The sequence below is a fragment of the Enterobacter cloacae complex sp. ECC445 genome, assembly GCF_021892025.1.
Taxonomy (GTDB): Bacteria; Pseudomonadota; Gammaproteobacteria; order Enterobacterales; family Enterobacteriaceae; genus Enterobacter; species Enterobacter chengduensis.
Genome location: NZ_JAKLRZ010000003.1, coordinates 56,818 through 71,600, shown reverse-complemented (window position 1 = coordinate 71,600; position 14,783 = coordinate 56,818). Strand labels below are relative to the sequence as shown.

15 protein-coding genes are annotated in these 14,783 nt (G+C 58.6%); all 15 read left to right on the top strand.

Features of this window, described 5'->3' with window-relative positions:
• The first annotated feature begins 2 nt into the window (after positions 1-2).
• The 15 genes from paaB (at position 3) to L6R44_RS03785 (ending at position 14,766) form a co-directional block, all read left to right on the top strand.
• Positions 3-290 (top strand): 1,2-phenylacetyl-CoA epoxidase subunit PaaB, encoded by a 288-nt coding sequence (gene paaB / locus L6R44_RS03855; RefSeq protein WP_003857353.1) that lies wholly within the window; start codon positions 3-5, stop codon positions 288-290.
• An 8-nt stretch (positions 291-298) separates the two neighbouring features.
• Positions 299-1,045: a 1,2-phenylacetyl-CoA epoxidase subunit PaaC gene (gene paaC, locus L6R44_RS03850; RefSeq protein ID WP_237423340.1), complete on the top strand. Its 747-nt coding sequence runs from the start codon at positions 299-301 to the stop codon at positions 1,043-1,045.
• Positions 1,046-1,056: 11 nt separating this feature from the next.
• Entirely contained in the window at positions 1,057-1,554 is a 498-nt protein-coding gene (gene paaD, locus L6R44_RS03845) for a 1,2-phenylacetyl-CoA epoxidase subunit PaaD (RefSeq protein ID WP_237423339.1), read from the top strand.
• A gap of 7 nt (positions 1,555-1,561) precedes the next feature.
• Entirely contained in the window at positions 1,562-2,632 is a 1,071-nt protein-coding gene (gene paaE, locus L6R44_RS03840; protein ID WP_237423338.1) for a 1,2-phenylacetyl-CoA epoxidase subunit PaaE, read from the top strand.
• On the top strand, positions 2,629-3,396 hold the full coding sequence (gene paaF, locus L6R44_RS03835) for a 2,3-dehydroadipyl-CoA hydratase PaaF (protein ID WP_237423337.1): 768 nt from the start codon (positions 2,629-2,631) through the stop codon (positions 3,394-3,396). The genes paaE and paaF overlap by 4 nt, the downstream gene beginning before the upstream one ends.
• Positions 3,396-4,184 (top strand): 2-(1,2-epoxy-1,2-dihydrophenyl)acetyl-CoA isomerase PaaG, encoded by a 789-nt coding sequence (paaG, locus tag L6R44_RS03830; RefSeq protein ID WP_237423549.1) that lies wholly within the window; start codon positions 3,396-3,398, stop codon positions 4,182-4,184. Before paaF ends, paaG begins: the two co-directional genes overlap by 1 nt.
• 1 nt (position 4,185) lies before the next feature.
• Complete coding sequence (gene paaH, locus L6R44_RS03825) at positions 4,186-5,610, top strand: 3-hydroxyacyl-CoA dehydrogenase PaaH (protein ID WP_237423336.1); 1,425 nt, start codon at positions 4,186-4,188, stop codon at positions 5,608-5,610.
• On the top strand, positions 5,600-6,022 hold the full coding sequence (paaI, locus tag L6R44_RS03820) for a hydroxyphenylacetyl-CoA thioesterase PaaI (RefSeq protein WP_237423335.1): 423 nt from the start codon (positions 5,600-5,602) through the stop codon (positions 6,020-6,022). The genes paaH and paaI overlap by 11 nt, the downstream gene beginning before the upstream one ends.
• Positions 6,022-7,227, top strand: a complete 1,206-nt coding sequence (gene pcaF / locus L6R44_RS03815; RefSeq protein WP_237423334.1) for a 3-oxoadipyl-CoA thiolase — start codon at positions 6,022-6,024, stop codon at positions 7,225-7,227. Before paaI ends, pcaF begins: the two co-directional genes overlap by 1 nt.
• A 27-nt stretch (positions 7,228-7,254) precedes the next feature.
• Positions 7,255-8,571: a phenylacetate--CoA ligase PaaK gene (gene paaK, locus L6R44_RS03810; protein WP_237423333.1), complete on the top strand. Its 1,317-nt coding sequence runs from the start codon at positions 7,255-7,257 to the stop codon at positions 8,569-8,571.
• A 537-nt stretch (positions 8,572-9,108) separates the two neighbouring features.
• Positions 9,109-10,044: a phenylacetic acid degradation operon negative regulatory protein PaaX gene (gene paaX, locus L6R44_RS03805; protein ID WP_237423332.1), complete on the top strand. Its 936-nt coding sequence runs from the start codon at positions 9,109-9,111 to the stop codon at positions 10,042-10,044.
• Positions 10,045-10,053: 9 nt separating this feature from the next.
• Positions 10,054-10,650: a phenylacetic acid degradation protein PaaY gene (gene paaY, locus L6R44_RS03800; RefSeq protein ID WP_032640383.1), complete on the top strand. Its 597-nt coding sequence runs from the start codon at positions 10,054-10,056 to the stop codon at positions 10,648-10,650.
• A 333-nt stretch (positions 10,651-10,983) separates the two neighbouring features.
• On the top strand, positions 10,984-12,636 hold the full coding sequence (locus L6R44_RS03795) for a hypothetical protein (protein WP_237423331.1): 1,653 nt from the start codon (positions 10,984-10,986) through the stop codon (positions 12,634-12,636).
• Complete coding sequence (locus tag L6R44_RS03790; RefSeq protein ID WP_237423330.1) at positions 12,636-14,126, top strand: hypothetical protein; 1,491 nt, start codon at positions 12,636-12,638, stop codon at positions 14,124-14,126. Before L6R44_RS03795 ends, L6R44_RS03790 begins: the two co-directional genes overlap by 1 nt.
• A 91-nt stretch (positions 14,127-14,217) precedes the next feature.
• On the top strand, positions 14,218-14,766 hold the full coding sequence (locus tag L6R44_RS03785) for a hypothetical protein (RefSeq protein ID WP_237423329.1): 549 nt from the start codon (positions 14,218-14,220) through the stop codon (positions 14,764-14,766).
• The last annotated feature ends 17 nt before the right edge of the window (positions 14,767-14,783 follow it).

The following is a 14,783-nucleotide window of genomic DNA, read 5'->3' as shown; positions in this document are numbered from 1 at the left end:
CCATGAGCAATGTCTACTGGCCGCTGTACGAAGTGTTCGTACGCAGCAAACAAGGGCTGTCCCACCGACACGTGGGCAGCCTGCACGCCGCCGACGATCGCATGGCGCTGGAAAACGCGCGCGATGCCTACACCCGCCGCAGCGAAGGGTGTTCTATCTGGGTGGTCAAGGCGAGCGAGATCGTCGCCTCCCAGCCGGAAGAGAGCGGCGAGTTCTTCGACCCGGCGGAAAGCAAGGTTTACCGCCATCCGACGTTCTACACCATCCCTGACGGCATCGAGCATATGTGAGGCAAAGAATGAATTCAGTGACTGCCTATGCCCTGCGTCTGGGCGACAACGGTCTGGTGCTCTCCCAGCGTCTCGGCGCCTGGTGCGGCCACGCGCCGGAGCTGGAAATCGACCTCGCGCTCGCCAACATCGGTCTCGACCTGCTGGGCCAGGCGCGCAATTTCCTGACCTATGCCGCGGAGCGGGAAGGCCAGGGCGATGAAGATACGCTGGCCTTTGGCCGCGACGAGCGCCAGTTCCGCAACGTCCTGCTGGTGGAGCAGCCGAACGGCAGCTTCGCCGACACGATTGCCCGCCAGTACCTGATGGATGCCTGGAACGTGGCGCTGTACGAACGCCTGACCCAAAGCCGCGACGCCCAGCTTGCCGCCATCGCCGCGAAGGCGATTAAAGAGGTGCGCTACCACCTGCGCTTCAGCCGCGGCTGGCTGGTGCGCCTGGGCGACGGCACCGAAACGTCCGCGCAAAAGATGCAGCAGGCCATCGACAGCCTGTGGCGCTTTACGGCCGAGCTGTTTGAGGCCGATGACGTCGAGCTGGCGCTGGTGGATTCCGGCGTGGCGGTTGACCCGCGCGTCCTGCGCCAGCCGTGGGAAAGCGAAGTGTATGCCGGTCTGAATGAAGCCTGCCTGCAGGTGCCCGCAAAGGTGGCGTACCGCACCGGGGGCAAGCGGGGGCTGCATACCGAACATCTGGGCCCAATGCTGGCGGAAATGCAGTATCTCCAGCGCGCGTATCCCGCTCAGCAGTGGTAAAGGAGAACGCTATGCAACGCCTCGTCGACATCGCGCCCGCGCAAATTCCGGAGATTTGGTCGCTGCTAGGCCAGATCCCGGATCCGGAAGTGCCGGTGCTCACCATCACCGACTTAGGCATGGTGCGCAGCGTGAAGGCCCAGGGGGAAGGCTGGGTGATTGGCTTCACGCCAACCTATTCGGGCTGCCCGGCAACCGAACACCTGTTGGGGGCGATCCGCGAGGCGATGACCGCGCACGGCTTTACCCCGGTGCACATCGTGCTCCAGCTTGAGCCCGCCTGGACCACCGACTGGATGACCGCCGACGCGCGCGAGCGCCTGCGGGCCTATGGCATCAGCCCGCCCGTGGGGCATAGCTGTCACGCGCACGCGCCTTTGGAGGTGAGCTGCCCGCGCTGCGCCAGCACCGACACCGCGCTTATCAGTGAATTTGGTTCGACGGCCTGCAAAGCGCTCTACCGCTGCAATACCTGCCGCGAGCCCTTCGACTATTTCAAATGTATTTGAGGCTGCCATGACAACGTTTCATTCATTAACAGTGGCAAAAGTGGAACCCGAAACCCGCGACGCGGTGACCATCACCTTTGCGGTGCCGCAGGCGCTGCAGGACGCCTACCGCTTCCGTCCCGGCCAGCACCTGACGTTAAAAACGAAGCTGGGTGAAGACGAGCTGCGCCGCTGCTACTCCATCTGCCGCAGCGCCGCGCCTGGCGAGATCAGCGTGGCGGTCAAAGCCATCGAAGGCGGGCGTTTTTCCCGCTATGCCCGGGATGAGATCAAAGCGGGCATGGCGCTGGAGGTGATGGTTCCGCAGGGGCAGTTTGGCTACCAGCCCCAGGCCGAACGCGAAGGCCACTACCTGGCGATTGCGGCAGGCTCCGGCATCACTCCGATGCTGGCGATCCTCTCCGCCACGCTGGCGACCGAACCCGACAGCCACTTCACCCTGATTTACGGCAACCGCAGCAGCCAGAGCATGATGTTCCGCCAGGCGCTGGCAGACCTGAAGGACAAATACCCGCAGCGCCTGCAGTTGGTCTCCATCTTCAGCCAGGAGCGGCTGGACAGCGATCTGCTCTTTGGCCGCATCGACGGGGAAAAGCTGCAGGCGCTGGCGAAAACCCTGATCGACTTCCGCCAGTACGACGAGGCCTTTATCTGCGGCCCGTCGGCGATGATGGACGACGCGGAAACCGCGCTGAAGGCGCTGGGGATGCCCGAAAAAGCCATCCATCTTGAGCGCTTCAACACCGCCGGCATCACCGTTAAGCGCGCGGTGTACGTGCAGGCACAAGGACAGAAGGTGACCGTGCGTCAGGACGGGCGAGACCGTGAAATCACCCTCACGGCGGACGACGAAAGCATCCTCGACGCTGCCCTGCGACAGGGGGCGGATCTGCCGTATGCCTGCAAGGGCGGCGTGTGCGCCACCTGTAAATGCAAAGTGCTGCGCGGGAAGGTGGACATGGCGACCAACTACAGCCTGGAGCCTGACGAGCTGACCGCCGGGTATGTGCTGAGCTGCCAGTCGCTGCCGCTCACCGCCGACGTGATCGTCGACTTTGACGCGAAGGGGATGGCATGAGCGAACTGATTGTTAACCGTCATGGCCGCGTGCTGCAGCTGACGCTCAACCGTCCGGCGGCGCGCAACGCCCTCAACAACGCGCTGTTGACCCAGCTTGCGGAACAGCTTGAGGCCGCAGCCGTGGATGCCGACATCGCCGTCTGCGTGATTTACGGCAGCGAGCGCTGCTTTGCCGCCGGGGCCGATCTTAACGAAATGGCGGAGAAAGACCTGCCCGCCACCCTGAACGATATCCGCCCGCAGCTGTGGGCGCGCATTAACGCGTTCAATAAACCGCTGATCGCCGCCGTTAACGGCTTCGCGCTCGGCGCGGGCTGCGAGCTGGCGCTGCTGTGCGACGTGGTCATCGCCGGGGATAACGCCCGCTTTGGCCTGCCGGAAATTACGCTCGGGATTATGCCGGGCGCGGGCGGCACCCAGCGTCTTATCCGCTGCGTCGGTAAATCCCTTGCCAGCAGGATGGTGCTGACCGGAGAGAGCATTACCGCGCAGCAGGCGCTGGGCGCCGGGCTGGTGAGCGATGTTTTCCCGCCAGCGCTGACCCTGGAGTATGCCCTGAAGCAGGCGGAACTCATGGCGCGCCACTCGCCGCTGGCTTTACAGGCGGCGAAGCAGGCGCTGCGCCAGTCTCAGGAGGTGCCGCTCCAGGCCGGTCTGGCCCAGGAGCGCCAGCTGTTTACGCTGCTTTCCGCCACCGAAGACCGCCGGGAGGGCATCGACGCCTTCTTGCAAAAACGCACCCCCGACTTTAAAGGACGCTAATTGTGGAACTCATTCTCAGCCATGTTGAACAGGGCGTAATGACCATTACGCTGAACCGTCCGGAGCGTCTGAACAGCTTTAACGACGTGATGCACCAGCAGCTTAGCGAGTGCCTGAAGCAGGCCGAACGCGATGACGCTATCCGCTGCCTGCTTATCACCGGCGCAGGGCGCGGTTTTTGTGCCGGTCAGGATCTGAACGACCGCAACGTCGACCCCAACGGCCCGGCGCCGGATCTGGGGATGTCCGTGGAGACCTTTTACAACCCGCTGGTGCGCCGCCTGGCAAAGCTGCCGAAGCCGGTTATCTGCGCGGTCAACGGCGTGGCGGCGGGCGCGGGCGCCACGCTGGCGCTCGGCTGCGACATGGTGATTGCCGCGCGTTCCGCCAGCTTTGTGATGGCCTTCAGCAAGCTTGGCCTGGTCCCGGACTGCGGCGGCACCTGGCTGCTGCCGCGCGTGGCCGGACGCGCCCGCGCCATGGGGCTGGCGCTGCTCGGGAACAAGCTCAGCGCCGAGCAGGCGCAGGCGTGGGGCATGATCTGGCAGGTGGTCGATGACGACCAGCTCTCCACCACCGCGCAGCAGATGGCGCTGCACTTTGCCTCTCAGCCGACCTTCGGGCTGGGGCTGATCAAGCAGGCCATTAACGCCGCGGAAACCAACACCCTGGACGCCCAGCTCGATCTGGAGCGTGACTATCAGCGTCTGGCCGGGCGCAGCGACGATTACCGCGAGGGCGTCAGCGCCTTCCTGGCGAAGCGCGCGCCGCACTTTACGGGGAAATAAGATGCTGAACATACGCACGGTCGCCGTGATCGGCAGCGGCACGATGGGGGCAGGCATTGCAGAAGTTGCCGCCAGCCACGGTCATCAGGTTCTGATTTACGACATCGCCGTCGATGCGATTTCACGCGCCATCGACGGGATCCGCCAGCGGCTGGCCTCCCGGGTGACGCGCGGGAAGCTCTCCGCCGATGCCGGGAGCCAGATCCTCGCCCGGCTGGTTCCGGTTACGGATATCGGGGCGCTCGCCGGGGCCGATCTGGTCATCGAAGCGGCCTCCGAGCGGCTGGAGGTCAAAAAGGCGCTGTTTGCGCAGCTGGCTGAGATCTGCCCGCCGCAGACGGTGCTGACCAGCAACACGTCGTCCATTTCCGTCACCGCGATTGCGGCAGACGTTAACCATCCGGAGCGCGTGGCGGGGCTGCATTTCTTTAACCCGGCCCCGGTGATGAAGCTGGTGGAGGTGGTCAGCGGGCTGGCGACCTCTCCGGAGGTGGCCGACGCGCTGTGCGAGCTGGCGCTGAACTGGGGCAAGCAGCCCGTTCGCTGCCAGTCAACGCCGGGGTTTATCGTCAACCGCGTCGCCCGCCCGTTCTATTCCGAAGCCTGGCGCGCGCTGGAAGAGCAGGTCGCTCCGCCGGAGGTGATTGACGCCGCTCTGCGCGAAGGCGGCGGCTTCCCGATGGGGCCGCTGGAGCTGACCGACATGATTGGTCAGGACGTGAATTTCGCGGTGACCTGCTCGGTCTTTAACGCCTTCTGGCAGGAACGCCGGTTTTTACCTTCGCTGGTGCAGCAGGAGCTGGTGCTGGCAGGACGACTGGGCAAAAAGAGCGGGAAGGGCGTCTACGACTGGCAGGGGGACAAACCTGACGTGCAGTGGGCTGAGTCGGTGAACGACAGCTATAGCCCGATGCGCGTGGAAAAAAGACGTGACGGTGTCACGGAAATAGATGACGTCTATCTGGTTGAAACGCAGGGTGAAACCGCTCAGGCGCTGGCGCTGCGGCTCAACGGCCCGGTGGTGGTGGTGGACCGCATCGAGCGCGACGTGGCGGTAGTTGCCGCGGCCGCCAGCAACCCGCATACCGCGACGCAAAAGGCCATCCGCTACCTGCAGCAGCAGGGTCACCGGGTAGTGCAAATTGCCGATTATCCCGGCCTGCTGGTCTGGCGCACGCTGGCGATGATTGCCAACGAAGCGCTGGATGCCCTGCAAAAGGGGGTCGCCAGCGAGAAGGACATCGACACCGCCATGCGTCTGGGCGTCAACTACCCGAGCGGCCCGATCGCCTGGGGCGAGCGTCTGGGCTGGCAGCGCCTGCTGACCCTGCTGGAGAACCTGCAGCGTCATTACGGCGAAGAGCGCTATCGCCCCTGTTCACTGCTGCGCCAGCGCGCGCTTCTGGAGAGTAGCTATGAGTCATAACGCATGGCACAACGCCCGCATCATGTACGAACGGGACGCCTGCGCGCAGGCGATGGGAATGGACATTGTCGAGATGGACGACGGCTACGCGGTGGTGACCATGATCATCACCCCGCAGATGCTTAACGGCCACAAAACCTGCCACGGCGGCCAGCTGTTTTCGCTGGCGGACACCGCGTTTGCCTACGCCTGCAACAGCCAGGGGCTGGCGGCGGTAGCCTCCGGCTGCTCGATTGATTTTCTGCGTCCGGGCTTTGCCGGGGACACGCTCACCGCCACCGCGCGGGTGAAGCATCAGGGCAGGCTGACCGGCGTCTACGACATTGAAATTCAGAATCAACAACAGAAAACCGTCGCCCTTTTTCGCGGTAAATCTCACCGCATCGGCGGCAGCGTGACAGGAGAGGCCTGATGCGTGACGCATTTATTTGTGATGGCGTGCGAACGCCCGTGGGGCGCTACGGCGGCGCGCTTTCCGCCGTGCGAACGGACGATCTCGGGGCCGTGCCGCTGCGCGCGCTGCTGGCCCGCTACCCGCAGCTTGACCCGGAGCGGATTGACGACGTGATTTTCGGCTGCGCCAACCAGGCGGGGGAAGATAACCGCAACGTGGCGCGCATGTCGTCCCTGCTGGCCGGTCTGCCGCAGACGGTGTCCGGGACCACCATTAACCGCCTGTGCGGCTCGGGTCTGGACGCGATTGGCTTTGCCGCGCGCGCCATTAAGGCGGGCGATGGCGACCTGCTGATTGCGGGCGGGGTGGAGTCGATGTCCCGCGCGCCCTTCGTGATGGGCAAAGCCACCGCCGCGTTTCAGCGTCAGGCAGACGTCTTTGATACCACCATCGGCTGGCGATTTGTGAATCCGCTCATGCATCAGCAATTCGGAACTGACAGTATGCCGGAAACGGCAGAGAATGTAGCTGAATTGTTAAATATCAGCCGTGCCGATCAGGACGCGTTCGCGCTGCGCAGCCAGCAGCGCACCGCGCAGGCGCAGCAGAACGGCATTCTGGCGCAGGAGATCGTGCCGGTGCAGATCCCGGGCAAAAAAGGGGCGGTCACGGAATTCAGCGTGGATGAACATCCGCGCGCGGACACCACGCTCGAACAGCTTGCCGGGCTGAAAACGCCGTTTCGCAAGAACGGGGTGGTGACGGCGGGAAATGCCTCCGGCGTCAACGACGGCGCGGCGGCGTTAATCATCGCCAGCGAGAAGATGGCGCTGGCGCAGGGGGTAGTGCCGCGCACGCGGATCGTGGCGATGGCGACGGCGGGCGTGGAGCCACGCCTGATGGGGCTAGGGCCGGTGCCTGCCACCCGCAAGGTGCTCGAGCGCGCAGGACTCAGCATAAACGATATGGACGTCATTGAGCTTAACGAAGCTTTCGCCGCGCAGGCGCTGGGCGTGCTGCGTCAGCTGGGCCTGCCGGACGACGCCGCGCACGTTAACCCGAACGGCGGCGCGATTGCGCTGGGCCATCCGCTGGGCATGAGCGGCGCCAGGCTGGCGCTGGCCGCGAGTAACGAACTGCACCGACGCGGCGGGCGCTACGCGCTGTGTACGATGTGCATCGGTGTGGGTCAGGGCATTGCCATGATCCTTGAGCGTGTTTGAGCATAAAAACAATGTGAGTACCCTACAATGACAAATACAACAAAGCTTGATCCGATTGAAACGGCCTCCCTTGACGAATTGCAGGCGCTGCAGACCGCGCGTCTGAAGTGGACGCTGCAACACGCCTACAGCAACGTGCCGATGTACAAACGCAAGTTTGACGCCGCGGGCGTTCATCCTGACGATTTCAACGAGCTGGCGGACATCCGTAAGTTCCCGTGCACCACCAAGCAGGACCTGCGGGATAACTATCCGTTCGATACCTTTGCCGTGCCGATGGAGCAGGTGGTGCGTATTCATGCGTCATCCGGCACCACCGGCAAACCGACCGTTGTCGGCTACACGCAGGGCGACATCGACAACTGGGCCAACCTGGTGGCCCGCTCCCTGCGCGCCGCGGGCGGCAGCGCGAAGGACAAAATTCACGTGGCGTATGGCTACGGCCTGTTTACCGGCGGACTGGGAGCACACTACGGCGCCGAGCGGTTGGGCGCGACGGTGATCCCGATGTCCGGCGGCCAGACGGAGAAACAGGCGCAGCTGATCCGCGATTTCCAGCCGGATATGATCATGGTGACGCCCTCCTACTGCCTCAACCTGATTGAGGAGCTGGAGCGTCAGATGGGCGGCGATGCCAGCACCTGCTCCCTGCGCGTGGGGGTATTCGGCGCCGAGCCGTGGACGCAGGCCATGCGCCGCGAAATTGAAAAGCGCCTGGGCATTACGGCGCTGGACATTTATGGCCTCTCCGAGGTGATGGGGCCGGGCGTGGCGATGGAGTGCATTGAAACCGCGGACGGCCCGACCATCTGGGAAGATCACTTCTACCCGGAGATCGTCAACCCGAACGACGGCACGCCGCTGAACGACGGCGAGCAGGGCGAACTGCTCTTCACCACGCTGACCAAAGAGGCGCTGCCGGTGATCCGCTACCGCACCCGCGACCTGACGCGTCTCCTGCCCGGCACCGCCCGCACCATGCGCCGCATGGACCGCATCAGCGGCCGCAGCGACGATATGCTGATCATCCGCGGCGTTAACGTCTTCCCGTCGCAGCTGGAAGAGGAGATTGTGAAGTTTGAACACCTTTCTCCGCACTACCAGCTGGAGGTGAACCGTCGCGGGCATCTTGATTCGCTTTCCGTGAAGGTGGAGCTGAAAGAGAGCAGCTTAGCGCTGACCCACGAGCAGCGTTGCCAGGTGTGCCACCAGTTGCGTCATCGCATTAAGTCGATGGTGGGGATTTCCACCGACGTGATGATTGTCAACTGCGGCAGCATCCCGCGCTCGGAGGGCAAGGCCTGCCGGGTGTTTGATTTGCGTAAAGCGGCGGCTAACGGTTGAGTTTCCCTCACCCAGCCATCTCCTTAAGGGCTGAGGGATCCCCACAAAATATTGCCTGCACGGACGACCCCCTCTCCCTTGAGGGAGAGGGCTGGGGTGAGGGGGAACATACGGCTGTGGAGGTCATTCCGTTCACTTCATGTTCCTCGCTACTCTGTGACAACATGACCGGTGAATGTGCCAGGGTGGCTCAATCGCCACCACCCTGGCGACCCGGGCTCCCGGCGGTAAATCGCCGCTACGCGGTGCCCTCAGCTTATTCCTTCCGGCTTATCGGGGACGGGCGGAGGTAACGTCCCTGTAAAGCCCGTCCTCTCGGCGCATCCATGCGCCTCGCCCCGGCCTGCAGGAAACGCTTCGGCGATTTACAGCCGGACCAGGTGATTGCTGTAAGGCATTCATAATCCTGATGCTAGATACGTCGCTTCAGGTAAAAAAATGACTGGGGATTCCTCAGCCTTAAGGGAGAGGGTTAGGGGGAGGGGGAAACCCCAGAATCCTATGCTATGATTCATCCAGACCAAAAAACACAACAGAATGAATCACATGAACAAACTCGACGCCTTTATCCAGCACGCGGTCAGCTCGGTTCCCGTCAGCGGTACGTCGCTTATCTCCTCGCTGTACGGTGACGCGCTTTCCCATCGCGGCGGCGAGATTTGGCTCGGCAGCCTCGCCGCCCTGCTGGAAGGCATGGGGTTTGGCGAGCGCTTCGTGCGCACCGCGCTGTTTCGCCTCAACAAAGAGGGCTGGCTGGACGTCTCGCGCATCGGGCGTCGCAGCTTCTACCGCCTGAGCGATAAGGGGCTGCGCCTGACGCGTCGTGCGGAGAGTAAGATCTACCGCGCCGAGCTGCCCGCCTGGGACGGCAAATGGCTGCTGCTGCTCTCCGAGGGGCTGGATAAGACCACCCTTGCCGACGTTAAAAAGCAGCTGATCTGGCAGGGGTTTGGCACGCTGGCACCGAGCCTGATGGCCTCGCCGTCGCAGCATCTGGCCGACGTACAATCGCTACTGCATGATGCGGGCGTGGCGGAAAACGTGATTTTCTTTGAAGCCCACTCGCCGCTGGCGCTCTCCCGCGCCGCGCTGCGTTCACGCGTAGAAGAGTGTTGGCAGCTGACCGAGCAAAACGCGATGTACGAGTCGTTTATCAACTCGTTCCGGCCGCTGCTGCCGCTGCTGAAAGAGGCCGCGCCGGAGGAGCTGACGCCGGAACGCTGTTTTCAGATCCAGCTCCTGCTGATTCATTTTTATCGTCGCGTGGTGCTGAAGGACCCGCTGCTGCCGGAAGAACTGCTGCCCGCGCACTGGGCGGGACAAAGCGCCCGGCAGCTCTGCATTAACATCTATCAGCGTGTCGCGCCGGGGGCGCTGGCGTTTGTCAGCGAGAAGGGCGAAACCTCCGTGGGCGAACTGCCCGTGCCCGGCACGCTCTACTATCAACGCTTTGGCGGTCTTACAAGCGCATAAGGAGGGAAGATGCCTGTTTATCAAATTGACGGCCTGACGCCGGTGGTGCCGGACGAGAGCTACGTTCACCCGACGGCGGTGCTGATTGGGGACGTGATTCTGGGCAAAGGCGTTTATGTTGGCCCTAACGCTAGCCTGCGCGGCGATTTTGGTCGTATCGTGGTGAAAGATGGCGCGAACATTCAGGATAACTGCGTGATGCACGGCTTCCCGGAACAGGACACGGTGGTGGAAGAGGACGGGCATATCGGCCACAGTGCCATTCTCCACGGCTGCATCATCCGCCGCAACGCCCTGGTGGGCATGAACGCGGTGGTGATGGACGGCGCGGTGATCGGTGAAAACAGCATTGTCGGCGCGGCGGCGTTCGTGAAGGCGAAAGCGGAAATGCCCGCCAACCATTTGATTATCGGCAGCCCGGCCAAAGCGATCCGCGAGCTGAGCGAGCAGGAGCTCGCCTGGAAGCAGCAGGGCACGCGGGAGTATCAGGTGCTGGTGGAGCGCTGCAAGCTGACGATGCACCAGGTCGAGCCGCTGCGCGAGGCTGAGCCTGACCGCAAGCGGCTGACGTTTGATGAGAATTTACGGCCTAAGTCGGCGGTGTAGGGGGGAAGGTCCGCTTCGCGGTGAGTTCAAAGGGGGGCAACGCTATCCTTTATCAAGGGGACGTTGCCATAAAAAGATGAACTCGGATTAACTACACGCCAGAGAAAATGGCGGGGGAAATGTCTGAAGCACTCAAACGGTAGAATAGCACCCTCTACCTTTGAGTATTTATTGAATGATCTCCTTGCCCGGGTGGCATACTCCTCTTTATATTTTTACGCATATACCCATGCGCCAATGACAAAATGTGACACTCCGCTGGAGATAATCACACTTTGCAAAGAGACTCGGTCGATTGTTTTCCGACCTGCTGCCGCGAACAAGGAGAAAGTTGTGAATAACGTTAATACCTTCCTTAAGGAAAATTTACCTTCAGTCAGTAAGAATATTTTTGTTGCGCCCGGCATTCCTGAAAAAAAACTAAATAACGTCGCTAAATCATTCAATGTTGCAGATAATTTGAATGCCGTGCTGGCGATTTATGATAATACGGTATTTGGTAGTGCAAAAGATGGCATCGTGTTTACCGGTGAAAAACTCGTTATAAAAGAAGCCTTTGAAAGTCCTTATGAGGTGTACTACAACAATATTGAAGCAGTAGAATATAAAGAAGACGTCACGGTAAATGACAAAGGCAAGGAAAAGCGAACGGAGTCGGTTTCCCTCAGACTAAAAAGCGGCGAGGTAAAACCCCTTAAAAGTTTGATGGAGTGCAACTATAAGACCCTCAGCGATATCCTTAAGCATGCCATCAGTGACTTTGATGAGTTCAAAGAAGAAGACCAGCTCATCACCCTGGCCGAAATGCCAGAAGCGCTCAAGGTGGCTTATGTCAAAATCATCGTCAACATGGCGTTCTCAGATGACGGTCAGGTTGATAAAAAAGAATTTGCTGAAATTCTCTTGTTGATGACCCGACTGGAGTTAACGACCGAATCTCGCTTTACGCTACGGAGCTATATCGGTGCAGAATCCCGTCTGGTACCGGTTGAAGAACTCATTGCGATCGTTGATCGTGAATGCGTACCAAGCCATAACAAGTCAATAAAAATCTCTCTTGCTAAAGACCTGATTAGCATTTTCATGAGCGTTAATGACGGTGAATATAAAAACTTTCCATTTCTTCAACAGGTGCAACCTTTACTGGGCGTAACTGACGACGAAATTGAACTCGCAGTGATGGCTATACAGCAAGACGTTAAGATGTTGCGCGAAGATTTCTCAGACGATGCGCTGAAACGCAGCATGAAAGAGCTGACGGCAAAAGCCGGGGCGGTGGGTGTGCCGCTTGCTGCCGTCTATCTCTCTGGCTCTGTCATTGGTATGTCCGCCGCGGGCATCACTTCAGGCCTCGCAACGCTTGGGCTCGGCGGCGTGCTGGGGTTTTCAAGTATGGCAACGGGTATTGGCGTTGCGGTGCTGTTGGGTGTGGGGGCCTATAAAGGGATTCGTCACCTTACCGGGGCCAACGAGCTGGATAAAACCAAGCGTCGGGAGCTTATGCTCAATGAAGTCATCAAGCAAACGCAGTCCACGCTGTCCGCGCTAATTAACGATCTGAATTATATCTCTGGAAAATTTAATGACGCCCTGGACGCGCATAATCGCCAGGGAGAAAAAATTCAAAAACTCCAGAAGATGATGAGCGCATTGACCGGTGCGGCGGATGAACTGAACAAGAAATCAAATAAAATGCAGAATAGTGCACTTAAACTTAAGTGTCCTGTCTATCTTGACGAGGCCAAACTTAGTTCGCTGACTCGAGAACCGATCAAAAAACAATTCTATGATATTGTGCTTTCATTCTATGAAGAATGTATTGTTGAAGAGCAACACGAGGGTAAGCGTGTTGAAGTGAAAAAACGCAAGATTAAAGAGGACGCATCCACTCAGCAATTAGAAAAACTTGCCGCCATCTTCGAAGGCATTGGCTATTTCAGAGCAGGGGACGTAATCAAAGGTAAGCTGACTGGACTGTTCTCATAATGAAAAAACCGGATACTCAGGTATCGGCCTTGCTGGTGCAGAAGCACCAGCTTGATCAAAGCGAGAGTCAACTGGCTGACCTTGATGCCGCTCTGGAAGCGCTTAACGCTTTGCAAACTGATGCCGATGCAGCCTTAGATGAAATGATTCTGGCCATGGATGATGTACTGGAACACGCAGGTATCACCTTTGATGCGCATTCTAATCCAGCGCTTTCCAGCGAATTTAACGATTACCTTGAATCCGATTTGACCCCGTCATCGTCCAGTATCCGTAAACTGTCGATGATAGAAACCATCGCGTTTTCTCGCGATACGGACTGGGAAACCTATTCCCAGTCCGTCACGTACTATGCCCATCAGCACAATATTGACGTCATGGTCGATCCGTTTAGCGCTCTGATGTCCACAAGCCAGAGAATTGCTCTGGAAAAACGCATTCAGGATGACTTTACCTTAAAGACCGCTCGCTGCGACAAATATGATTACACGATCGCTGGCACCTGCGGCGTTATTGGCGGGCTTATCGATATTTTTCTGGTAGGCATGCCCGGTGAAGGAAAGCTGACACAGTTTGCAGATAATGCGGTGGACGGCGCCGTTGAGAAATTCGCCTCAGCCTTTGGATGGAAAGGCGGTTCGGAAGGGAGCGATCCAACAAAAAGCGCTATTGGTTTTCTGGAGAGAAAATTTAAGGTCAACTATGACCATCGGCATGGCGGAGATGTTGACGGTCTGTTCAGGATGAACACGAAGAATCACCATATCAAAAGTCTCGCCCACTCCCCGGACCTGGTCGGATTATTTTTCTCGATTCTTGACCAATTTACCAGCACTGCACATTTTGTGTCAGACGGAAAACTGATCGCCGTAGATACCGAAACGTTTGAGCTCAAAGGGAATAATTTTGTCTCTAAGGTATTCAGCGGTTTCGTCAACTGGATTGGCCACCTTTTCTCTGATATGGCGGGCTCCTCCGGTGCTGCAGGGAGAGGCTCTGGCATTCCTATCCCTTTCTTTTCGTTACTTCAGTTTATTAACGTGGGTGAATTTGGCCAGCATCGCCAGTCTTTTGCGACTGTCGCTGTACAGGTTTTTGAGAAAGGATATGACTTACGGCATGGATTAGCGATGGCGATCCCCGTCCTGACTACCGAGCTGCTTGTGCGGATAACCTGGACAGTAAAGCAACGTTGCTACCACAAGAAGGCATGGGGGGAATGTATTCCTTCCGCAACTAACCCCGAGCTACGACGAATGTTGCTGGTGGCGCATGGAACCTTGTGCTTGATGGATGCAGGAGATGCGGCGCTGCGTTCAGGAGGAGAAATGATTCAGTTCCTCCTGAGAACGAACCTCATAGGCTGGGTGAGGTTTGGAACGCTTGCGGTTAAAGAACTCCACGTCTGGTATAAGGCAGGCGGAATTGATGTGAGTGCCGTAGATGAATATCTGGATCAGGATCTGCGACGAATGCTAAAAGCGGGTTAAGGCTATGACCGCATGGTACCCGTAAAGTATGCTAAAATTTGCACTGTAATAAGCTGCCATCATTTCAATACGTTTGCCAAAGTGAGTGAAGATGGATAATACGCTACATAAGCAGGCAGATCGGAAAACATACCCCGCATGGCTTTGGTGCGGAAGTTTATATCTGATCGCGCTCCCGTGCTCTGCAGATGAAATTAATCTTTACTCACTAAACACGGGCTCATACGTTTATCATCTCACTCACAACCACGGCCAATACACGGAGAATTTTGAGAATAAATTTATATCCGTGGAGAGGAAGTTCTCCGATGATTCGCAATATAGTTTTGTATTAGGCACCATGAAAAATAGCTTTAATGACAGATGCCTGGCGGCCGGCGTAAGAAGGGATTGGGCGGGGTGGGATAACGGTTGGGTTTTTAAAGGCATATATGGATATGTGGGTGAGTTTTTCTTCGATACTTTTGACGATTGCGGTGACCATGGCTCATACCATGACTTTAAAAAAGTCACGGGCATTGGGTTCTCCCCTTACATCTATCACGGCTTTCAATATAATTTCACGTCCTATTTTGGGATGGATGTCGGCCTGATAATACCCTCCGTATTTGTTATAACGGCACAATGGAGCTTTAGATAAATTCTCCCGGCTCTTTT